Origin of the sequence: Lentzea nigeriaca, from assembly GCF_016907955.1 — a bacterium.
Classification (GTDB): Bacteria; Actinomycetota; Actinomycetes; order Mycobacteriales; family Pseudonocardiaceae; genus Lentzea; species Lentzea nigeriaca.
This window is the reverse complement of sequence record NZ_JAFBCX010000014.1, coordinates 63365-85710: the sequence shown is the minus strand read 5'-3', so window position 1 is coordinate 85710 and position 22346 is coordinate 63365. Positions and strand designations below refer to the sequence as shown.

The following is a 22346-nucleotide window of genomic DNA, read 5'->3' as shown; positions in this document are numbered from 1 at the left end:
GGCTTCACCCGTTGCGCAGGTCGGGGACACCGGTCGGGTGTCCGGAGGGACAAGGGGCGCCACCGAGCAGGAAGGCCCCGAACGACTTCATGCCGAACGCTCCCGCCGCGGCGACACCGAGTCCGGCGAGCACCAGCAGGGCCGGCACGCCCGGGAAGTCGAGCAACGAGCGGGGTTTCGCGCGAGCCGACGCCACCGGCGTCACGGTCTTGGGCGGCACGACCCCGGCCAGCGGCGGTGACCCCGGCAGCGGGGACTGACCGCCCGCGGCGGGCGGCGGCGCGAGAGGCGCTTGCGGCGCAGGCACATCCGGCGGCGTCAACGGCTCGGCGGCGGAAGCGTTGGCGACCGCCTCGGTGTCGCCGACGATCACCACCATCTTGCGCAGCGGGTTCAGCAGCGGCACGAGTTCCTTGGGCAGCAACGGTGCCACGACGCCGTCCAGGATGCCGCCGAGCCCCAGCTTGGTGCGCAACGCCTGCACGTCGACGGTCAGCGTCAGCCCGGTGCTCCTGGAGGTGGCGGACGTTCCTTCGAGCTTGGTCGAGGAAGTCGGCCACGTCAGCGTGATCCCCAACGGTTCCAACGCTTTCAGCAGGCCGTCCGGCGGTGCGGCGGGTGAGCGCACCGGGAACTTCTGACCCAGCACGGTGAACTCGGCGACGGAGAACGTGCTGGTGCCGCTTCCCTTGCTGCCGTCGCTGACCGCGACCGACTCGAACCGCACGCCCGACAGCACGATCATCCCGGCGAGCAACGACAGCGTGTGCGCGGACGTCACGGCGGTCGAGCGCGCCTCGGTGCCCGACACCGAGCTCACGCTGTTCGAGGAGAGGCCGTCCGCGGTGAGCAGGAACGGCACCTCCTGCTTGGCACCCGCGGAGGACTCGGCCTTCGCGGCTCCAGCCGACGCCCGCATGCCCGACTTCGACTCGTCGGCGGGACCGCCCGGATGCGCCGCGTTGGCCTGCACCGGATACGCGAAGCCGAGCAGCTGCGGCAGCCCGGTGCCGACGGCCGCGCCCGGCCAGAGCGAGCTCGCGAGCGAGCGGCCGATCGGGCCGGAACCGAGCTCGGTCTGGGTGTACGAGAGGTACACCTCGCCCTGCGGTTCGGCGGGCACCGGCAGCAGGTCGGTGTGCAGCAGAACGGAAACGGGTGCCGCGCGGGCCGACACCGTGAACCCCCCGATGTCGGCTGCCCGAGCCGGTGCCGGGGACAGCAGGAGCAGCAGCAGAACGAGCGCGTACCTCACGATGTCCCTCCGAAGTAGACGGAAGCGAGGTCGTCGTCCGCGGCGATCTCGCCGTGCGCCATCACGACGACCTGGTCGGCCACGGCCGACGCGGTCTCCGCGAACTGCTCGACGATCAGCATCGTGACCCCGGTCGCGGCCAGTTCCTTCACGACCTCGTACAGCTCGGCGACGATCACCGGCGCGAGCCCCATCGAGAGCTCGTCGATCACCAGCACCGCCGGGTCGGTGATCAGTGCGCGGGAGAACGCGAGCATCTGCTGCTCACCGCCGGACATCGAGCCCGCGAGCTGCTTGTGCCGCGCCCTCAGCTTCGGGAACCGCTCGTAGACCACGTCGGGGTCGCCGCGCATGAGTCTCAGGTTCTCCGCGACGGTGAGGTTCGGGAAGATCGCGCGGCCTTCGGGGATCGTGCACAGGCCCGCGCGGGCCAGCTCGTCCGGAGCGGCGTCGTTGACGTGCACGCCGCCCAGGTGGACGTGTCCGCTGGAGGCCCGCAACTGTCCACTGAGGACCTTGACGAGCGTCGACTTGCCGGCGCCGTTCGGGCCGAGCAACGCCGTGACGGTGCCGCGCGTCACGTTCAGCGTGACTCCGCGTAGCACCTCGATCCTGCCGTACCCGGCGTGGACGTCCATCAGGTCGATCATCCGAGGTAGGCCTCCCGAACGCCTTCGTGCGAGCGGATCTCGGAAGGGGTGCCGGACGTGAGAAGCCGTCCCAGGTTCAGCACGTGCACGTGGTCGCAGTAGTTCATGACGAGGTCCATGTCGTGCTCGACCAGCACGACGGCGCGTCCTTCGGCACTGAGCTGTTGCAGCAGCTCGCCGAACGCGTCGGTCTCGGCGCGGTCGAGCCCGGACGACGGCTCGTCGAGCAACAGCAGCTGAGGATCGGTGGCCAGCGCGCGGGCCAGCTCCAGCAGCCGCGCGGCACCCGTCGGCACGGTGTCGGCCTGGTTCGCGGCGAACTCCGCGATCCCGACGCGGTCCAGCAGCTCGGACGCCAGCCGGGACGACCTGCGGCGGCTTTCCAGCGCCACCACGACGTTCTCCCACACGGTCAGCGACCCAAACACCTCGAGGCGCTGGAACGTCCGCGCCACGCCCAGCCGGGACCGCTGGTGCGGCCCTTTCGCCGTGATGTCGGCGTCGTCCAGCAGTACCCGACCAGCGGAGGGCTTGCGCAGTCCGCTGATCACGTCGAACAACGTCGTCTTGCCCGCGCCGTTGGGACCGATCAACCCGGTGACACCGGGCGAGGCCGACAGCGTCACGTCGTCGATCGCGGTCACCTCGCCGAAGCGGACCGTCACGCCCTCCACCCGCAACATGCTCATGCGCGCCGCCAGGACCAGGCTCGGAAGAACCAGCTGACCAGGCCGTTGGGATCACGCGCGAGCCCGGCCGCCGCGACGCCGAGCAGCACGACCGCCGCGCCCGCGAACGCCGGGAAACCGCTCTGCAGCACCGGCAGCAGCATCAGCAGCAGCCCGCCGAGCGCCGCGCCGGACACCGACGTGACCCCTGCGATCACCGCGAACAGCAGCAGCGGCAGGTTGTTGAACAGCTGGAAGTCGCTCGCCGCAACGGTTTCCCGCAGCTGCGCGAAGAGCCCGCCCGCCAGCCCCGCGATCGCCGCCGACAGCGAGAACACCCAGACCCGGATCCAGCGCACGTTCATGCCGAGCGTCGCGCACGCCGCCGAACTGTCCTTGACCGCGATCATGCGCCGCCCGAGCCGGCCACGCCGAACCGCCAGCACACCGGCTCCGACCACCGCGAACACTCCGGCGGCCAGGATCAGCTGCGCGGCAGGGGAACCGACCAGCTTCGGCACCTGGAGGCTGCCGCGCACCCCGAACGCGATGGGCGACTGCAGCACGAGCTTGTCCATCAGCTGCGCGAACCCGAGCGTGGCCAGCGCCAGGTACAGCCCGCTCACCCGCAACACCGTCAACGCGATCAGCGCACCGATCGCCGCCGCGACCGCCGCACCCGCCAGCAGCGCGAGCGGCGAGGAGCTGCCCAGCCGCGCCACCGTCACCGCGCCCACGCCGACGAACGTGAACTGCCCGAGCGACACCACTCCGCCGTACCCGGTGAGGAGCACCATCGACAGCAGCACGATGCCGAACACCAGTCCCAGCGCGAGCTGCCCCGCCACGACGCCGTCCACGAGCAACGCCAGCGCGAGGACCACGCCCAGGAAAATCGCGGCACCGACACCGGTGGCGAGACCCGTCGGCACCGCCACCCCGCGCGATCCCCGCACACCACCGATCCGCAACGGTGACTGCGGCATCGCGAGCAGCACGACGAACAGCAGCAACGCCGGAATCGCCGCCCGGAACGCGATCCAGAACGGCGAGGACGGCAGATAGGCCACCGCGTAGGACTGCACGAGGCCGAGCCCGAGCGCTCCCACGAACGTCCACGGCAGACTGCGCAGCCGACCGACCAGCGCCGCGGTGTAGGCGGTGATCACCAGCAAGGTCATCGTCACATAGTCGAGCTGCACCACCGGTGTCAGCAGAATGCCGCCCAACGCCGCCAAGGCCGACCCGATGGCCCAGCTCAGCGCGGACAGCCGGTACGGCCGCGTGCCGTACAACGCGGCGAGTTCCGGCGCGTCGACGCACGCCCGCATCGCGAGACCGGTCCGCGTCCGGTTCAGCAGGATGTACAGCCCGCCCGCGACGAGCACCGCGCACAGCAGCGTGACCAGGTCGTGCCCGCTGACGAACGACTGTCCGATGTGGACGCCGTACTGGTCGAGAAACGGCCGCACGGGCCGGGCCTGCGGAGGCCAGATCGCCTGCGCCGCACCGATCAGCCCGACCAGCACGCCGACGCCCGCGACGAGCGTGATGCCGACCGGCGCTCCCGCTAGCCTGCGCATCACGAACCGTTCGATCAGCAGCCCGAACAGCGGCGCGCACCCGCCGACGACGATCAGCAGGGCGAGCCACTGCGGCAGGCCGCGGTTCTCGGCGAGCTCCCAGTAGAGGAACGCCATGACCATGCCGATCGCGCCGTGACCGACGTTGAACACCTTGGACGTGCTGTAGGTCAGCACGAGCCCGCCGGCGACGACGGCGTACGCGCCTCCCGTGACCAGGCCGAAAATGGTGTACGCCAGCAGGGCGGTCATCCGCCCACCCCGGTGTCGATCAACGCACCGCACGAGTACCCGGACGCGGGTGCGAGCCGCGACCACGTCCCGCCCTTCAACCGGACCAGCGACATGCACGCGGACGTCCGCTTACCTCCGACGTCCTGTGGCGCGACCATTCCCTCCGCGGTGAAGTCGTGCACCCCGCGGACCTGGTCCAGCATCGCCTTGCGCGTCAGCTGCGGCCCGATCTTCGCGGCGAGCTGGACGAACAACCGCGCCGCCGCCCACGCGAACATCCCGAAGTAGGAGGGCGCCGCGCCGGGCGCCACCCGCGCCAGCCACTGCTTGTACAGCGCCACCTGTGGGTTGTTCTCCTCGAACATCCCGCCGTTGGTGTAGACGACGGTGCCGTCGACCGCTGCCCCGCCCTGCCGGACGTACTGCGCGTCGTAGGCCGACGGGTCGGTGATGAACGCTTCCGGCGTGTAACCCTGCTGCCGCATGGCCTGTTGCAACCGCACCGCGTACTGCGCCGACCCCATCCAGTACACGATCTTCGCGCCCGTCTCCTTGAGCTTCGCGACGTAGGGCGCGTAGTTGACGTCGGCGATGTCGATCGCCTGCGTGTACACGAACTTCAGGCCGCGCTGCTCGGCCGCCTTCTGCATGCTGCGGGCGTTCTGGGAGCTCGCGTCGACGTTGAGGTAGAGGAACGACGCGGCGCTCGCGGCGTTCGGGAAACTCGACTTGATCAGGTCCGGGTATGCCGACGACACCAGGTTCACCACGTTGGACGCGACGCCGAAGCTCACCGGCGTGCGCTGCCGCTGCACCGTGACCGTGGAGGCGCGCAGATCCGGGATGCCGCACCCGGTGGCGGCCGGCCCACCGCCCTGGTCGAAGCCCGACATCGAGCCGACGAGCGCGAACGCCTGCTCGCACGCCTGGGAGGTGGCCTGCTGGTCGCCGCCGCTGTCGGTGCGCGAGTCGAACGACACGAGCTTGAGCTTGCGACCGCAGATCGCGCCCTGCGTGGCGTTGAAGTACTCGACGAACGCCTTCGTGCCCTGCTGCGCCGCCTGGAAGAGGCCGGGCACCGGGCCGCTGATGTCGGAGATGTTGGCGATGGTGATCTCGCCCGCGGTGACGCCCTTGTCCGTGGCGCCACCGGTGCCCTGACAGCCGCCGGCGATGCTGCCGGGCGGGTTCGGCTGCTGGTTCGGCTGCTGCGGGTTCGTGGCGCCGGGCTGCCCCGCGGTGCCGTCGGTGCCGGCGACCGCACCGTCCTCACCCGGCGCCGTGCCCTGCTGGGTGCCCGCTCCGCCGCCCAGAGGCACGGCGAGTGCCGCGCGTTGCTCGTCGGTGAGCCTGCTTCCGCACCCCGCGACCAACGCGCAGACCACGAACGCGATCAGCGCAACCCTGCGATGCATGCGGAGGAACGCTAGGGCACTGCATCAATTCAGCCCGAGCCTGCTACCAGCGAATTCACCCAGGTGGCCTACACAATTTTTAGAACACGTTCTATCTGCAAAGGAAAGCGACGAACACCGTCACCAAAGCGCAGTTACCTCGTTTGCCCGGTCTCTGTCGAGGAACACGTTCTACTCAGGAGGGCGGCAGCAGCTCCGGTCGCCGCGGCCGGATCACGTCACCGGACGACTCACCGCGCAGCCGCCTCATCACCCACGGCACGACGTGCTCGCGCGCCCACCGCCAGTCCTCCGCCCGCCGGATCTTCCTGTCGACCAGCGGCGCCACACCGAGCACCGTCCGTTCCAGGGAGTGCGCGACGCCGAGACCCTCGAGCACCGAGATGGCGACCTCGTGGTGCCCCAGCTCGTTCAGGTGCAACCGGTCCGGCGACCACATCCGACGGTCACGCAGCTGCCGCATCGACCACATGTCGACGAGCACGCACGAGTGCTCGGCGGCGATCGCCCGCACATGCTCGTTGTAGATGGCCACGCGACCCCGCATCTTGCGGAACACCGGGTCGTCGACCCCGTCGACACCCGTGAAGAGGATGACGCGAGCACCTTGCTTCACCGTGCGTGCGATAGCAGCGCGGTAACGGCGCATCAACGCGTCGATGTCCACCTTCGGCCGCATGAGGTCGTTCCCGCCCGCATAGAGCGAGACGAGGTCGGGCTTCATGTCGAGTGCGCGTTCCAGCTGCTCGTCGAGTACCTGCGGCAGCAACCGGCCGCGCACCGCGAGGTTGGCATAGGTGAACTCGGGGTCGGCGGAACCCAGGACCTCGGCGACGCGATCGGCCCATCCGCGGACGCCGTTGGGACGACCAGCGTCTTCGTCACCGACCCCCTCGGTGAACGAATCCCCCAACGCCACAAAACGCTTGCTCATGCTCAGGACTTTAGGTCGCGCGCGTGAGCCGAGGTTGCGCGGGGTTAGATAACGTTTCGATAACGCCGGGGTCTCGAACTGAGGCGGGCTCCCGTTGCGAGCCGTAGTCCCGATCGTGCGACTCCCCATGGACTTGGCAACGCCGACGCGACTCCTCGTCGCGTTGGCCGGCTGTGTGCTGGCCGTGCTGCTCAACACCGGGAGCGCGATCGGTCAGCCCGCCAACCCCTCGACCCCCATCTCGACCCCGCCGCCCGGTAGTGGCGGGACGGGCGACGAGGTCGTGCAGACCCAGTGGGGTCCGCTCGGACCTGCCGACCGGGACTTCATGGACCGGGTCAAGCAGGCCGGACTGTGGGAGAAGCCCGCAGGCGAGAAGGGCCAGGCCAAGCGGGCCGACCAGCCGAAGATCCAGGAAGCCTGCAAGCACCTCATCGAGGGGCACACGCTGCTGGACAACGTGGTGAACCGGGCGGGCGTCCTGCTTGGCCACACGTTGCCCACCGAGGCGACCGACGAGCAAAAGGGCTGGCTGGCCGAGATGGACGCGGCGAACGGCGACGAGTTCGACGCCGTGTTCGCCAACCGGCTCCGTGCGGCGCACGGCAAGGTCTACGCCTATGCCGCGCAGATCCGGGCGGGCACCAAGAACGAGCTCGTCCGCATCCTCTCCACGCAGGCGATGATCACCGTCTTCGACCACATGAAGGTGCTCGAGGAGACCGGTCGCGTCGACTTCGCCGGCCTGGAGTCCCCACAGCCGCTCGCTCCCCCGACGGCGGCGTCCGGGGCACCGGAACCCACGGGGGACAACAACAGCAACGCGGACGCGTCCGCGAACCCGACCGACGGTGTGATCCCGACCGTGCCGGAGGGCACCAAGTTCACCCGGACCTCCGAACAGGGCGTCTTCGGTGACAACAACGGTGTCTTCTTCGGCGCCATAGCGGTGCTCGCGCTCGCGCTGGTGGGAATGCGAATGATATCCCGATCCAAGCAGAAAACTCGACGGAAATCGCGTTCGTACTGACCGCACACCGAGGTTCAACCGAACAACACGGCTAACCGCCGTCAGCTTCACCATGCCGTTTTATCGGACTACACGAGGTGGCAAATGGCTTTTCACCGTAGGAAATCCACGATCTGGCTGACCGCCGCAGCAGCGGCGATGGCCCTGGTCGCTGGCGGTGCCGCGGTGGTGGCCATCAGTTCTTCTGATGGCGCCGCGCTCGCCGACGGGGCGGACAAATCGCAGTTCGTCGACATCACGAAGGTGAAGCCGAACGTCAAGAAACCAAAACAGGAGCAAGGCGCCACCACGGGTACGTTCACGGTCGACTGCGGCCGTAACGAGAACCAGCACTTCAACCCGGACAACTTCATCGCGCAGCCCGGCGTCCGCAACGGCGCCCAGCACCTGCACGACTACGTCGGCAACCTGTCCACGAACGCGGACTCCAACAACAAGTCGCTGCAGAAGGCAGGCACGACCTGCAAGAACGGTGACAAGTCCGCGTACTTCTGGCCCGTCGTCCGCATCGACAAGGACGACGAGAAGGCGGCCCAGCAGCCGAAGAAGAAGGACGACAAGGCCCAGAAGGACAAGGACAAGGCCGACAAGGCCGCGGCCCGCCTGGAGTGCCCCGACGTCGCCTCCAAGCTGCCGGAGGACGTGCCGGACAAGGCCCAGGCCGAGATCGACCGCGAGCTGCAGAACATCGACAAGGTGGACGAAGAGGCCGAGAAGAAGCTCGAGAACACCAAGGCCCAGGACGTCAACAACGCCGTCATCGGCCCGCTGAAGGACAAGCGCGCCGCCATCCTCGACCGGATCATGCAGGCGTTCAGCCGCCAGGGCAAGCAGGCTCCGGACCTGAACCCGCTCGCGGCCTGCAAGGTCAAGGAGCAGAACAACAAGTCCGCCGCCGACAACGGCAGCGAGAACAGCGACAACGCTCAGGCCGAGGGCACCGAGGACAAGGCGAAGAAGAACAACCCCGAGGCGAACGACAAGCTCGAGCTCGAGGGCAACGACGGCGAGATCCAGCGCCCGGAGGTCGCGGACCTGACCTTCCGCGGCAGCCCGGTCGGCAAGGTCGTCGCGATGCCGAAGTTCCTCCGCATCCTCTACGGCGACGCGAAGGTCACGGCCAACGGCAAGAAGAACGCCAAGGACTCGTGGACCTGCACCGGCTTCGAGGACAAGGTGCAGATCAACAAGTACCCGATCTGCCCGCAGGGCTCCAAGGTCAAGCGTATCCACGACTTCCCGAGCTGCTGGGACGGCAAGAACATCGACTCCGCGAAGCACCGCGAGCACATCGTCTTCCCGGACGGGAACGGCAAGTGCCCCAAGGGCTTCAAGGCCGTGCCGCAGCTGCGGATCTCCCTGACCTACAACATCCCCAGGGACGTCCAGCTGAAGGGCCAGTACAAGGTCGACTCGTTCCCGGAGGAAGCGCACAACCCCTTCTCCGACCACGACGACTTCGCGAACGTGATGTCGCAGCAGATCATGAACCGCCTGGTCAACTGCGTGAACTCCGGCAAGAAGTGCAAGGAGTGACCCAGTTCTGACGAGCGAGAATCCCCGGTGCACCTCCCGCGCACCGGGGATTCTCGTTGTTCACCAGCATGAATCTTGTGCCGGAACGATTGACCGCAAAGGTATAGACCACTGACACTGGCCGCATGGTCACCCGTTCCTGCGCGGTGCTGATCGCACTGCTGGCATCGCTACTCGTACCGGTCACCGGATCCGCCTCGGCAGCGCCGGTGACGTTCGTCCACCCGGGAGTCGTCGTGTCCCGGCCACAGCTGGACTTCATGCGCGCCAAGGTCCAGGCCGGCGCGCAGCCGTGGAAGCTCGCCTACGACCGCATGATGACGTCCAAGTACGCCGACCTGAACCGCACGCCGAAGCCCAGGTCCGTGGTGGAGTGCGGCCCCTACTCCAACCCGAACTACGGCTGCACCGACGAACGCGAAGACGCCATCGCCGCCTACACCCTGTCTCTCGCCTGGTACGTGACGCGCGACAGCAGGTATGCGGCCAAGGCCATCCAGATCATGGACGCCTGGTCCGCCACCATCACCGACCACACCAACTCGAACGCCCCGCTGCAGACCGCGTGGTCGGCGTCGAGCTGGCCCAAGGCGGCGGAGATCATCAAGCACGTCTACGGGAACTGGCCGAACAGCGCGAGGTTCGGCGCGATGCTGCGCAACGTCTACCTGCCCGAGATCCAGAACGGCCGCGCGAACACCAACGGCAACTGGGAACTCAGCATGATGGAGGCGTCGATCGGCATCGCGGTCTTCCTGGAGGACCGCACCGCCTACGACAAGGCGATCAGCATCTTCCGCACCCGCATCCCCGCCTACGTCTACCTCTCCACCGACGGCGAGCTGCCGAAGACGCCGCCGGGCAGCGGCATCGACACCAGGTCCGAGATCATCTCGTACTGGCAGGGCCAGTCCACGTTCGTCGACGGCCTCAGCCAGGAGACCTGCCGGGACTTCACGCACACCGGCTACGGCCTCGCCGCCGCCGCGCACCTCGCCGAGACCGCGCGGCACCAGGGCCAGGACATCTGGGGCGAGATCAAGGACCGCATGCGGCACGCGTGGGGCCTGCACACCAAGTACCAGAACGGTGAACCGGTGCCGTCCTGGCTGTGCGGCGGCTCGTACAGCCAGAGCCTCGGGCCGACGTCGGAGGTGTCGTTCAACGCGCTGAACACCAGGCTGGGCATCGCGATGGCGAACACCCAGCGCTACACCGAGGCGCAGCGTCCACAAGGGACGAACAACCTGTTCGTCGCCTGGGAGACCCTGACGCACGCGGCGAATCCCGCCTGATCAGCGCCGTGTGGGTGGTCGTCGTCAGGGGCCACCCACACGGGTCCTGGCATCGGCGACGAGAAGACGTGCCTCGTCGCGCAGCTCACCGGAGTAGCGCCGGTGCCCGATCCAGACGTCGAGGCGGTCCACCAGGCGACGGGGATCAGCGCACCACGGCCCCGGCAGCACGTGATCGTCCTGCTCGAGCCGACCGCGGGCGGACCCGCGCACGCGCTCGTGGTGGCGTGGATGGCCGGTGGACCGGTCCTGGTGGAGCGGCGGAGTACCGGGACTTCGCGCCGGACACGGATGCGGTGTGGCCGCGAGGACTGAGCACCGAGCCCGACGGGCCCGGTGCGTTCTTGTTTTCCCGAACTCGAACCCACTGACCTCATCCGTACTTTCAGCGCGTCGGTCACCCGCGTGACGTCGAGCGGGAGACGTGAACACGATCGGCGTCACCGCGAGCGAACGAGCCACAAATGTGCACACCGCACCGAAGGCCCAGCGCTTGGCGATAATCATCGCTTACGGCGGCGTCGGCGTCATCAACCTCGCTTTCATCACACTCATGCTCGTCAGGGCCGCCCGGCATCTCTCGTTCTGGACCGCGGTGCCGATCGCGGCATACGCGGCTCTGCTGATTCCCATCGGTCTGGCCTGGCGGACGAGCACCGCCCGCCTCGATTTCCGCGCGTCCGCAGGTGATCGGGTCGATCCAGAGCTAGCGTGCGTTCATGACCGAGACACCGGACGTGAAGCCACGCAGCCGTGACGTGACCGACGGCCTGGAGCGCACCGCCGCGCGCGGGATGCTCCGGGCCGTCGGCATGGGTGACGAGGACTGGGAGAAGCCGCAGATCGGTGTGGCCTCGTCGTGGAACGAGATCACACCGTGCAACCTGTCGCTCGACCGCCTCGCGAAGGCGTCGAAGGACGGGGTGCACGCGGCGGGCGGGTATCCGCTGGAGTTCGGCACGATCTCGGTGTCGGACGGCATCTCGATGGGCCACGAGGGCATGCACTTCTCGCTGGTCTCCCGTGAGGTGATCGCCGACAGCGTCGAGACGGTGATGCAGGCCGAGCGGCTCGACGGCTCGGTGTTGCTGGCCGGGTGCGACAAGTCGTTGCCGGGCATGCTGATGGCGGCGGCGCGCCTCGACCTCGCGAGCGTGTTCCTCTACGCCGGGTCGATCCTGCCGGGCCGGGTCACGCTGACCGACGGCACCGAGAAGGAAGTCACGATCATCGACGCGTTCGAGGCGGTCGGGGCCTGTGCGCGCGGGCTGATGAGCCGCGAGGACGTCGACCTGATCGAACGCGCGATCTGTCCCGGCGAGGGCGCGTGCGGTGGCATGTACACCGCGAACACCATGGCCAGCGCGGCAGAGGCCCTGGGCATGTCGTTGCCGGGCAGCGCCGCTCCCCCGGCCACGGACCGCCGTCGCGACGGGTTCGCGCGCAGGTCGGGCCAGGCCGTGGTCGAGATGCTCCGCAAGGGCATCACCGCGCGCCAGATCATGACGCGCGAGGCGTTCGAGAACGCGATCGCCGTCGTCATGGCGTTCGGCGGCTCCACCAACGCCGTGCTGCACCTGCTCGCCATCGCGCACGAGGCCGGTGTCGACCTCAGCCTGGACGACTTCAGCCGCATCGGCTCTCGGGTGCCGCACCTCGCGGACGTGAAACCGTTCGGGCGGCACGTGATGACGGACGTCGACCGCATCGGCGGCGTGCCCGTGGTGATGAAGGCGCTGCTGGACGCCGGCCTGCTGCACGGTGACTGCCTCACCGTCACCGGCCGCACCGTCGCCGAGAACCTCGCCGACATCGCGCCGCCCGACCCCGACGGCCTCGTCCTGCGCGCGCTCGACAAACCCATCCACCACACCGGCGGCATCACGATCCTGCGCGGAACCCTCGCCCCGGACGGCGCCGTCGTGAAGTCGGCCGGCTTCGACTCGGACGTCTTCACCGGCACCGCGCGGGTGTTCGACCGCGAGCGCGCCGCGATGGACGCGCTGGAGGACGGCACGATCACCGCGGGCGACGTCGTGGTGATCCGCTACGAGGGTCCCAAGGGCGGGCCGGGCATGCGCGAGATGCTCGCCATCACCGCGGCGATCAAGGGCGCTGGCCTCGGCAAGGACGTCCTGCTGCTCACCGACGGCCGCTTCTCGGGTGGCACAACGGGGTTGTGCGTCGGCCACGTGGCACCGGAAGCGGTCGACGGCGGCCCCATCGCGTTCGTGCGCGACGGCGACCAGATCACGCTGAACGTCGCTGCGGGCACGCTCGACGTCGACGCGGACCTGGAAAGCCGGCGCGAGGGCTGGGCGCCGCTGCCCCCGCGGTACGAACGCGGTGTGCTCGCCAAGTACGCGAAGCTCGTCGGCTCGGCTTCGCGCGGAGCGGTCTGCGGCTAGTTGCCCGGGCTGCCGGAAATCGGCCCGACGTGGCCGCAGGGCCGGCCTGCGCCACGTCGGCCGGGCACCATCGGAGTACAGCACGCGGGCGGTCAGAGCGATACCCCGATCCCCCACCTAGTACAGGCTGTCCAGCACGTCCGCGTAGCGCTTCTCGATCTCCCGGCGGCGCGGCTTCAGCGACGCGGTCAGCAACCCGTCCTCGACGCTGAAGTCCTTCTCCAGCACGGCGAACCGCTTGATCGTCTCGTGCCGCGCGAGCTGTGCGTTGACCGCCTTGATCGCGCTTCCGACCTCGGATTCAGCGTCGACCAGACCCGAGGCGGTGTCCGGGTCGAGCGTCACGAGCGCCACGCAGTACTTGCGACGATCACCGTGCACGATCACGTTGCTGATGTACGGCGAGGCCGCGTTGATCATGCTCTCGATCCGGGTCGGCGCCACGTACTTGCCGCCCGAGGTCTTGATCAGTTCCTTCTTGCGGTCGGTGATCTTCAACCGCCCGGCGTCGTCGAGCTCGCCGATGTCGCCGGTGTGCAGCCAGCCGTCGACCAGCGTCTCGGCCGTGGCGTCCGGCCGGTTGTGGTAGCCGCGCATGACACCGGGCCCCTTGAGCAGGACCTCGCCGTCGTCCGCGATCTTCACCGACATGCCGGGGATCGGCGGCCCGACCGTGCCGATCTTGATCATGCCCGGCCGGTTGAAGAACGTCGCCGCCGACGACTCGGTGAGGCCGTAGCCCTCGAGGATCGTGATGCCCGCGCGCTCGAAGAACTCCGCGATCTCCGGCGCGAGCGGCGCCGACCCCGACACGAAGTACCGGATCCGCCCACCCACGCGCTCACGCAACTTGCTGTACACCAAGCGATCCGCGAGCCAGCGCGTGGCGGGACCATGCTCGCGGTCGGCCCAGTTGAAGATCTTCTCGGTGAGCCCGCCCTTCTCCCGCGCCCCCGCGACGATCCGCCCGTGGATCTTCTCGAAGATGCGCGGTGCGGCGGCCACGATCGACGGCCGCAGCTCGCCGAGGTTGTCCACGATCCGCTCGACATTTCCGTCCACAGCGGTCGGCACGCCCGCGGCGATCATGGCCATCGTCAGCACCTTGCCGAACGCGTGCGACAGCGGCAGCCACAGGAAGTGCAGATCCGTGGGTTGCAGAATGCCAAGGGACGCAATGGCTTCCGACGTCGTCAGCCAGTTGTCGTGGGTGAGTTCGACACCCTTGGGCGTGCCGGTCGTGCCCGAGGTGTAGATCAACGTCGCCAGGTCGTCCGGGCCGAGCGCGTCGATCAGCGCGTCGTAGTCGCCGTCGGCCTGGGGAACCGCGCCGAACCGCAGCACCTCGACGTCGTCCGGCATGAGCTCCGCGTGCTCGTCCGTCCCGACGACCACCATCCGGCTGCCGGAGTCGCCGATGATGTGCGCGACCTCGCTCTTGGTGCTGTTCGGGTAGATCGTCGTGGTGGCACCACCGGCGGCCAGCACGGCGAGGTCGGTGATGATCCACTCGATGTTCGTGGCACCCATCAGGGCGACCCGATCGCCCTTCCCGAGCCCCGCGGCCCGCAGCCCGAACGCGTGTCGCGCAACACGTTCCTGCAGCTCAGCCCACGTAAGCGAGGCCCAGCCACCGCCGTCGCGATACCGCATCGCCTCGGCATCGGGCGTGCGGGCGACCCGGTCGCGCAGCAGGTCGGGAATCGACAGCGCCATTGCTTCTCCCCTTCTCTGGAGCGTCGCTCCAGAGCGGTACTCTAACCCTCATGGCTGACCGACGACAGTCCCTCCTCGACGCGGCCCTGAAGCTCGTCGAAGAGGGCGGCCTCGACGCCGTGACGATCGCAGCACTGACCGAGCGATCCGGCATGTCGAACGGCAGCATCTACCACCACTTCGGCAGCCGCGCGGGCGTGTTCGCCCAGCTCTACGCCGACAGCTACGCCCGCTGCGTGGCCGCGATGCTGCCCGCCCTGGACTCCAGACCGGCCTCCACCGTCGTACGCGACCTGGCGCTGCGCTACCTCGACTGGGTCACGGCCAACCCCAGCAGGGCCCGCTTCCTCTACGCCGCACCGGACCACGCCGACCCGTCGGTCAAGCAGGCGGAGTTCGCCCCCGTGCTGACCTGGTTCCTCGCGCGCATGGTGTCCGGCGAGCTGCGTTCCGTGCCGCCGTGGGCCCTGGAACCCGTGGTGATGGGACCGGCACACGAGTCGGTGCGCCGGTTCTTGCTCGGCGTGTTCGACCTGAACGAGGCCCGCGAGATCATCGCGGACGCTGTCTGGGCCGTCCTGAAACCCGAGTAGCCGTAGAACACCTGTTCGATTATTCTGTGTCGCATGCGCCAGGGTTCACTGTTCGACCTGGAGGCGGAGCCGGCACTGGCCCCGCTGGCCCCACGCCGCACCGAGCTGGGCCACGGCGCGTGGATCGACGTCCAGCCGGGTTGGCTCGCCGGTGCGGACGCCCTGTTCGACCAGCTCGTGGCCGAGGTGCCGTGGAGCGCCGAGCGCCGCCAGATGTACGACAACATGGTCGACGTGCCGCGCCTGCTCTGCTTCTACGCGGACGCGCTGCCGTTCGACGTCCTCACAACGGCACGTGACGTGCTGTCGGCCCACTACCTGCCTGAGCTGAAGGAGCCGTTCACCACTGCGGGGCTTTGCTACTACCGCGACGGGCGGGACAGCGTGGCTTGGCACGGCGACACGATCGGCCGTGGTCAGACCGAGGACACAATGGTCGCCATCCTGTCCGTAGGCACGCCACGGGCGTTGTTGCTGCGTCCGCGTGGTGGCGGGGAGACGCACAAGTACGCGTTGGGGCACGGCGATCTGCTCGTGATGGGCGGGTCGTGTCAGCGGACGTGGGAGCACGCCGTCCCGAAGACCTCGAAGATCGTGGGGCCGCGGATCAGCATCCAGTTCCGGCCGCACGGGGTGCGCTAGCTGCTTGTCGACGAATTGTCGACGGCGCCTGTCAGCGTCGGCTCCACACCAGTGATTGCGGGCACCGGACACGGTGACCTTGATCAGATCTTGGAGACGACCATGACCAGACGCGCCATTCCTCGGTTCGCCAGTGCGTTGGCGGCGACGGCGCTCGGCCTCGTCTCGTTGGCCGCCACGGCCTACGCGAGCGAGCCCGACTTTCAGATCCTCGTCAACGACCGGACCGACAAGTGCATCGACGTCGCCGGGCACTCGGCCATCGCCGGCGGCGTCCTGCACGAGTGGGACTGCGGCCACGACAGCAACAGCCACAACCAGCACTGGGGAGTCCGGCCCGCCGCGGACGGCTTCTTCACCCTCGTGGTTCACGAGCACGGGTTCTGCATGGCGGAGCACGGACTGAACGCCCAGCTCACGCAGGAGAACTGCGACGGACGGTCGAGCGAGCTCTGGCGGTGGGCGCCGGACGCGGCGGCGGGGCGGCTCTGGCTGCAGTCGCGCAGCGGCCTGTGCGTCGCGCTGATTCCCAACACGTCGAAGAACGGCACCCCGATCGGGGTCCAGTTCTGCAGCAACAGCTCCGCCTCGCACTGGCACGCCGAGCCGACCCAGTGACCTGAGGAACCAGCGCTGCCGGCCGTTCACACCGCCTGAACGGCCAGCAGCGCCAGGTCGTCGTGGTCGTCGCGGTCGAGCCACTTCAGCACGGCTTCCTCGCAGTGCCGCGCGATCTCCTCCGCCGACAGGCCCTTGCACTCCTTCAGCACGGCGCGCAGGCGTTGTTCGCCGAACAGTTCGGTGCGGTCGGCGTGGGCGCGGGCCTCGGTGAAGCCGTCGGAGTACAGGACCAGGGTGTCGCCGGGCGCGAGGGTCACCTGCTCGCCGTGGAACCGGACGTCGGACAGGATGCCGACGATCGCTCCCGGCGCGCTGACGTCCTGCACCGTGCCGTCCGCGCGCAGGATCAGCGGCGCGGGGTGCCCGCCGGAGGCGAGCGAGAGCCTGACGCCACCGGACGACAGCGGCACCAGCTCACCGACGACGATCGTGGTGAAGAGCTTGGAACCGGTGGCGCGCAACGAGGTGTTCAGCAGGTGCAGCAGCCGCACCGGGTTCGTCTCGACGAGCGACAGCGCCTGAAGCGACTGACGCACGCGTCCACTGTGGACCGCCGCTTCCAGGCCGTGGCCGCAGACGTCGCCGAGGGCGAACGTCGCCGAGCCGTCCGTGCGCGGGTGCACGTCGTAGAAGTCGCCGCCGACCAGCGCGCGCTGGTGGGCGGGGATGAACACCGACGCCAGCGACACCCCGCGCACCTCGGGCAGCGGCAGCGGCAGCAACGCCGAGCGCAGCACCTCGATGGTTCGCTGCTGCTCGGTAAGTCGGGACGCCGACTCCAGCGCCACGGCGGCGTGCTTGCCGAACAGCCGGACGCGCTCGACGTCGTTCGGCGCGAACTCGCTCCTGCGCAACACGACCAGGGCGCCGCCGACGCCCAGCGGCACGGCCAGCGCGCAGCCGAAGTCCTCCGGCACGCCCCAGCTACCTTCACCCAAAGAGGTGATCCTGGTCAGCGTCGAAGTGCCCGTCAGGACCTCAGTCAGCACGCTGGCCCGGCGCGGCGTGCGCACCAAGGTGGGCTCGCCGCCATCGCACCGCCACCACTCCAGGCGATCGCGCGTGGCGGGCACCACGGCGACGCAGTGCTCGCCCAGCAGCTCGGCGGCGAGCTGCACGATGGTCTTCAGCGTGTCCTGGCGCGAACTGCCGCCCGCGAGCCGCAGGTGGGCGTGGTCGAGCGCGGAGTCCGTGAAGTACCAGGCACTCCAGCCGTCGCCGAGGTCGTGCTGACGGCCCGCGACATGCACGTCGAAGCGCTCGCCGAGACACAGCCTGGGGAACCGGTCGGCGGCGGCGGCGTTGCGCACGCGCACCAGTCCGGCCGGGTCCACGACGAGTACGGCTTCGCGGAGCCCGTCCACCAGGCGCTGCCAGCCGTCGAGGTCGATGCCCACGGCGCTGCTCATCCGCTGTTGTCCAGCGCAGCCGGCCGAATCATCACGGCCTCCTGCGGGTAGTTGGCATGCATCGCGGCATCAAGTTACCTCGCTCCCAACCTAACGTGGCAGGCTTGGCTGCGACCACCGAGGCACGGAGGCTTGGAGTGACCACGGCCAACGAAGAGACGGACGCGACCCTCGAAAGGGTTCTCTCGGCGATGAGAGACCTGCGTGACGGCAACTTCCGCCGCAGGTTGGTGATGCCGGGGAACGGGGCGTTGTCGGCGCTCGCTGACGTGTTCAACGAGATCGCGGAACGCAACCAGTGGCTCGCCGGTGAGCTGGGCCGGGTCCGGCAGGCCGTCGGCCAGGAGGGCAGGCTCACCGAACGGGTGGCGCCCGCGGGCACCGCCGGTGGCTGGTCGCTGATGGCCGACTCGGTGAACGGCCTGGTCGAGGACCTGGTGCGGCCGACGTCCGAGCTGAGCCGCGTGCTCGCCGCCGTCGCCGAGGGCGACCTGACCAAGCGCATGTCGGACCAGACGCTGCGTGGGGAGTTCGCCACGCTCGGTTCGACCGTGAACGGCCTGGTGGACCAGCTGTCGAGCTTCGCCGACGAGGTCACCCGCGTCGCCCGCGAGGTCGGCACCGACGGCCGCCTGGGCGGCCAGGCGAAGGTGCCCGGCGTCGCGGGCACGTGGCGCGACCTGACCGACAACGTCAACTCGATGGCGAACAACCTGACCAACCAGGTCCGCAACATCGCCCAGGTCGCGACCGCGGTGGCGAACGGCGACCTCACCCAGAAGATCACGGTCGACGTCTCCGGCGAGATGCTGGAGCTGAAGAACACGCTGAACACGATGGTCGACCAGCTCTCGTCGTTCGCAGACGAGGTGACCCGCGTCGCCCGCGAGGTCGGCACGGACGGCAAGCTCGGCGGCCAGGCGAAGGTGCCCGGCGTCGGCGGCACGTGGCGCGACCTGACCGACAACGTGAACTTCATGGCGGAGAACCTGACCACTCAGGTCCGCAACATCGCCCAGGTCACCACCGCCGTCGCGCAGGGCGACCTGACCCAGAAGATCACCGTCGACGCCCGCGGCGAGATCCTCGAACTCAAGTCCACCATCAACACCATGGTCGACCAGCTGTCGAGCTTCGCCGACGAGGTCACCCGCGTCGCCCGCGAGGTCGGTTCGGACGGCCGGCTGGGCGGTCAGGCGCAGGTGCCGGGCGTCGCGGGCACGTGGCGCGACCTGACCGAGTCGGTCAACGTCATGGCGAACAACCTGACGACCCAGGTCCGCAACATCGCCCAGGTCACCACCGCCGTCGCGCGCGGCGACCTGACCCAGAAGATCACCGTCGACGCCCGCGGCGAGATCCTCGAACTCAAGTCCACCATCAACACCATGGTCGACCAGCTCTCGTCGTTCGCCGACGAGGTCACCCGCGTCGCCCGCGAGGTCGGCACCGAGGGCCGCCTCGGCGGCCAGGCGCAGGTCCCCGGCGTCGCGGGCACGTGGCGCGACCTGACCGACAACGTCAACTTCATGGCGAACAACCTGACCAACCAGGTCCGCAACATCGCCCACGTCGCCACGGCCGTCGCGAACGGCGACCTGTCGCAGAAGATCACCGTCGACGCGCGTGGCGAGATCCTCGAGCTGAAGTCCACTTTGAACACGATGGTCGACCAGCTGTCGTCGTTCGCGGAGGAGGTCACCCGCGTCGCCCGCGAGGTCGGCACCGACGGCCGCCTGGGCGGTCAGGCCCGCGTGCAGGGCGTCGCCGGCACGTGGAAGGACCTCACCGACAACGTCAACCTGATGGCGGACAACCTGACCAACCAGGTCCGCAACATCGCCGCCGTCGCCACCGCCGTCGCGAACGGCGACCTCTCGAAGAAGATCACCGTCGAGGCGAAGGGCGAGGTCGCCGCGCTCGCCGAGACGCTGAACGGCATGGTCGACACGCTGCGCGCGTTCGGTGACGAGGTCACGCGTGTGGCCCGCGAGGTCGGCACCGAGGGCATCCTCGGCGGCCAGGCCCGCGTGTCCGGCGTGGCGGGCACGTGGAAGGACCTCACCGACTCGGTGAACTTCATGGCGGACAACCTGACCAACCAGGTCCGCAACATCGCCCAGGTCACCACCGCGGTGGCCCAGGGCGACCTGACGAAGAAGATCGACGTCTCGGCCCGCGGCGAGATCCTCGAGCTGAAGACCACGATCAACACGATGGTCGACCAACTCAGCTCGTTCGCCGACGAGGTCACGCGTGTCGCCCGCGAGGTCGGCACCGAGGGCAAGCTCGGTGGTCAGGCCGAAGTGGACGGTGTGGCCGGCACGTGGTCGAAGCTGACCGACAACGTCAACCAGCTGGCCTCGAACCTGACCACCCAGGTCCGCGCCATCGCCGCCGTCGCCACCGCCGTGACCGCGGGCGACCTGACCAGGCAGATCACCGTCGACGCGTCCGGCGAGCTCGCCGAGCTCAAGGACAACGTCAACCAGATGATCGCCAACCTCAAGGAGACCACCCGGGCCAACCGCGAGCAGTACTGGCTCAAGACCAACCTGGCCCGTCTCTCGGGCCTCATGCAGGGCCACCGCGACCTGCGCGCGCTCGCCTCGTTGATCATGAGCGAGCTGACGCCGCTGGTCAGCGCTCACCACGGCGCGTTCTTCCAGGTCCAGGAAGACGACGACTCCAAGCAGACCCTGGAGCTCACCGCCTCCTACGGCTTCCGCCTGGACGCCGCCCGCACCACCCGCGTGGCCATGGGCGAGTCGCTGGTGGGCCAGTCCGCGCTGGAGAAGAAGACGATCCTGGTCACCCAGGTCCCACCCGGCTACCTGACCGTGTCGTCCTCGCTGGGCGAGTCGTCCCCGGTCAACCTGGTGATACTGCCGATCCTCTTCCAGGGCGAGACCCTGGGCGTGATCGAGCTGGCCTCCCTGAACGTCTTCACCGACGTCCACCTGGACCTCCTCGACCAGCTCAAGGAAGCCATCGGCGTCAACGTGAACACGATGCTCGCCAACTCCCGCACCGACGCCCTGCTGGTCGAGTCCCAGCGCCTGACCGCGGAACTCCGCGCGGGCTCCGAGGAACTGGAAGACCGGGCCCGCCAGCTCCAGACGGCGTCGAAGTACAAGTCCGAGTTCATGGCCAACATGTCCCACGAACTGCGGACCCCGCTGAACTCCCTGCTGATCCTCGCCAAGCTCCTGGCCGACAACCTCGACGGCAACCTCAACGCAAAGCAGGTCGAGTTCGCCCGCACGATCCACTCGTCCGGCTCGGACCTCCTCCAGCTGATCAACGACATCCTCGACCTCACCAAGGTCGAGGCGGGCCACATGACCCTGCACGAGGACCCGGTCCGCGTGGACGAGCTCGTCCGCTACGTCGAGACCCTCTGCCTGCCCCTGACCGCGGAGAAGAACCTCGAGTTCTCCGTCCGCGTCGACCCGAACGTCCCCGAAACCCTCCGCACCGACGAACACCGCCTCCAGCAGATCCTGCGCAACCTGCTCTCCAACGCGGTGAAGTTCACCCACGACGGCGGCATCCGCCTGCACGTGCGCATGGACGATCCGTCCACAGTGGCCTTCGACGTCCACGACACGGGCATCGGCATTCCGGCCGAGAAACTGGCCGTCATCTTCGAAGCCTTCCAACAGGCCGACGGCACCACGTCCCGCAAGTACGGCGGCACCGGCCTGGGCCTCTCGATCAGCCGTGAACTGGCCCAGCTCCTCAACGGCGCCCTGCGCGTCCGCTCCGAACCGGGCATCGGCTCGACCTTCACCCTCTGCCTGCCCCTGGGCAAGGTCGTGAGCGACGCCGTCGTCCTGCCGGAGCCCACCCCGATCGTCACCCCGGCCCCGGTCCTCGCCGCCTCTGGCTCGATCCGCTTCCACGGCGAAAAGGTCCTGGTGGTCGACGACGACCTGCGCAACGTCTTCGCCCTGACCAGCGTGCTCGAACTGCACGGCCTGGAAGCCATTTACGCCGACAACGGAATCACCGGCGTACGGGCGCTCGAACAATACGACGACGTCGCCATCGTCCTGATGGACATCATGATGCCGGAATTGGACGGCAACGCGACCATTTCAGCCATTCGGGCGATGGAACGGTATGCCGATCTGCCCGTCATCGCCGTGACCGCGAAGGCGATGAAGGGCGACCGCGAGAAGTCGCTCGCGTCAGGGGCGACCGACTACGTGACCAAGCCGGTGGACACCGAGCACCTGATCAGGCTGATCGCCTACTACCTGGGGGTGTCCGCAGAGGCCTGACGCCGCTGCTGCGAAAGTACGCGGGGAGCTTTCGTACTCCAGGAGCGTACGAAAGCTCCCCGCGTACGCTA

At 68.7% G+C, this 22346-nt stretch carries 18 protein-coding genes; 9 read left to right on the top strand and 9 right to left on the bottom strand.

All coding sequences use genetic code 11. The features are described from left to right. Positions 1 to 4 precede the first annotated feature (4 nt). The 6 genes from JOD27_RS34775 to JOD27_RS34750 all read right to left on the bottom strand — a co-directional run bounded on the left by JOD27_RS34775 (position 5) and on the right by JOD27_RS34750 (position 6739). The gene (locus JOD27_RS34775; protein WP_204766570.1) at positions 5 to 1255 is read right to left on the bottom strand and encodes a choice-of-anchor P family protein; all 1251 of its coding nucleotides are present in this window, start codon (positions 1253 to 1255) and stop codon (positions 5 to 7) included. Beyond that, positions 1252 to 1905, bottom strand: a complete 654-nt coding sequence (locus JOD27_RS34770; protein WP_204766569.1) for an ABC transporter ATP-binding protein — start codon at positions 1903 to 1905, stop codon at positions 1252 to 1254. Before JOD27_RS34770 ends, JOD27_RS34775 begins: the two co-directional genes overlap by 4 nt. Then, on the bottom strand, positions 1902 to 2594 hold the full coding sequence (locus tag JOD27_RS34765; protein WP_204766657.1) for an ABC transporter ATP-binding protein: 693 nt from the start codon (positions 2592 to 2594) through the stop codon (positions 1902 to 1904). Before JOD27_RS34765 ends, JOD27_RS34770 begins: the two co-directional genes overlap by 4 nt. Further along, a complete protein-coding gene (locus tag JOD27_RS34760) occupies positions 2591 to 4408 on the bottom strand; it encodes an ABC transporter permease (protein WP_204766568.1) in 1818 nt (605 codons plus the stop codon). The genes JOD27_RS34765 and JOD27_RS34760 overlap by 4 nt, the downstream gene beginning before the upstream one ends. Next, positions 4405 to 5805, bottom strand: a complete 1401-nt coding sequence (locus tag JOD27_RS34755; protein WP_204766567.1) for an ABC transporter substrate-binding protein — start codon at positions 5803 to 5805, stop codon at positions 4405 to 4407. Before JOD27_RS34755 ends, JOD27_RS34760 begins: the two co-directional genes overlap by 4 nt. 175 nt (positions 5806 to 5980) lie before the next feature. Further along, positions 5981 to 6739, bottom strand: coding sequence for an SGNH/GDSL hydrolase family protein (locus JOD27_RS34750; protein ID WP_204766566.1), 759 nt, complete (start codon positions 6737 to 6739; stop codon positions 5981 to 5983). Between the two features lie 127 nt (positions 6740 to 6866). Here JOD27_RS34750 and JOD27_RS34745 point away from each other — a divergent pair, with 127 nt between their 5' ends. The 3 genes from JOD27_RS34745 (at position 6867) to JOD27_RS34735 (ending at position 10600) form a co-directional block, all read left to right on the top strand. Beyond that, positions 6867 to 7769 (top strand): DUF4142 domain-containing protein, encoded by a 903-nt coding sequence (locus JOD27_RS34745; RefSeq protein ID WP_204766565.1) that lies wholly within the window; start codon positions 6867 to 6869, stop codon positions 7767 to 7769. 84 nt (positions 7770 to 7853) lie between these two features. Continuing rightward, positions 7854 to 9305 carry a DUF1996 domain-containing protein gene (locus JOD27_RS34740; RefSeq protein WP_204766564.1) on the top strand — a complete coding sequence of 484 codons (1452 nt, stop codon included), beginning with the start codon at positions 7854 to 7856 and terminating at the stop codon, positions 9303 to 9305. Between the two features lie 125 nt (positions 9306 to 9430). Further along, complete coding sequence (locus tag JOD27_RS34735; protein ID WP_204766563.1) at positions 9431 to 10600, top strand: alginate lyase family protein; 1170 nt, start codon at positions 9431 to 9433, stop codon at positions 10598 to 10600. A gap of 24 nt (positions 10601 to 10624) precedes the next feature. Here JOD27_RS34735 and JOD27_RS34730 read toward each other — a convergent pair whose 3' ends face one another. Then, positions 10625 to 10813 (bottom strand): hypothetical protein, encoded by a 189-nt coding sequence (locus JOD27_RS34730; protein ID WP_204766562.1) that lies wholly within the window; start codon positions 10811 to 10813, stop codon positions 10625 to 10627. 211 nt (positions 10814 to 11024) lie between these two features. On the opposite strand from JOD27_RS34730, the gene JOD27_RS34725 reads away from it, so the two are divergent. Both JOD27_RS34725 and ilvD read left to right on the top strand, forming a co-directional pair. Then, positions 11025 to 11357, top strand: coding sequence for a hypothetical protein (locus JOD27_RS34725; protein WP_204766561.1), 333 nt, complete (start codon positions 11025 to 11027; stop codon positions 11355 to 11357). Then, positions 11320 to 13008: a dihydroxy-acid dehydratase gene (ilvD, locus tag JOD27_RS34720; RefSeq protein ID WP_204766560.1), complete on the top strand. Its 1689-nt coding sequence runs from the start codon at positions 11320 to 11322 to the stop codon at positions 13006 to 13008. Before JOD27_RS34725 ends, ilvD begins: the two co-directional genes overlap by 38 nt. A 117-nt stretch (positions 13009 to 13125) precedes the next feature. Here ilvD and JOD27_RS34715 read toward each other — a convergent pair whose 3' ends face one another. Further along, positions 13126 to 14724 (bottom strand): AMP-dependent synthetase/ligase, encoded by a 1599-nt coding sequence (locus tag JOD27_RS34715; protein WP_204766559.1) that lies wholly within the window; start codon positions 14722 to 14724, stop codon positions 13126 to 13128. 50 nt (positions 14725 to 14774) lie between these two features. On the opposite strand from JOD27_RS34715, the gene JOD27_RS34710 reads away from it, so the two are divergent. The 3 genes from JOD27_RS34710 (at position 14775) to JOD27_RS34700 (ending at position 16577) form a co-directional block, all read left to right on the top strand. Further along, complete coding sequence (locus JOD27_RS34710; protein WP_204766558.1) at positions 14775 to 15317, top strand: TetR/AcrR family transcriptional regulator; 543 nt, start codon at positions 14775 to 14777, stop codon at positions 15315 to 15317. Positions 15318 to 15350: 33 nt separating this feature from the next. Then, a complete protein-coding gene (locus JOD27_RS34705; RefSeq protein WP_204766557.1) occupies positions 15351 to 15959 on the top strand; it encodes an alpha-ketoglutarate-dependent dioxygenase AlkB in 609 nt (202 codons plus the stop codon). Between the two features lie 102 nt (positions 15960 to 16061). Continuing rightward, on the top strand, positions 16062 to 16577 hold the full coding sequence (locus tag JOD27_RS34700; RefSeq protein ID WP_204766556.1) for an RICIN domain-containing protein: 516 nt from the start codon (positions 16062 to 16064) through the stop codon (positions 16575 to 16577). Between the two features lie 26 nt (positions 16578 to 16603). Here the strand turns inward: JOD27_RS34700 and JOD27_RS34695 are convergent, their stop codons facing one another. Further along, complete coding sequence (locus tag JOD27_RS34695; protein ID WP_204766555.1) at positions 16604 to 17989, bottom strand: PP2C family protein-serine/threonine phosphatase; 1386 nt, start codon at positions 17987 to 17989, stop codon at positions 16604 to 16606. A gap of 191 nt (positions 17990 to 18180) precedes the next feature. Between JOD27_RS34695 and JOD27_RS34690 the strand changes: the two genes are divergently transcribed. Continuing rightward, on the top strand, positions 18181 to 22275 hold the full coding sequence (locus JOD27_RS34690; RefSeq protein WP_239570288.1) for a hybrid sensor histidine kinase/response regulator: 4095 nt from the start codon (positions 18181 to 18183) through the stop codon (positions 22273 to 22275). Positions 22276 to 22346: the final 71 nt, after the last annotated feature.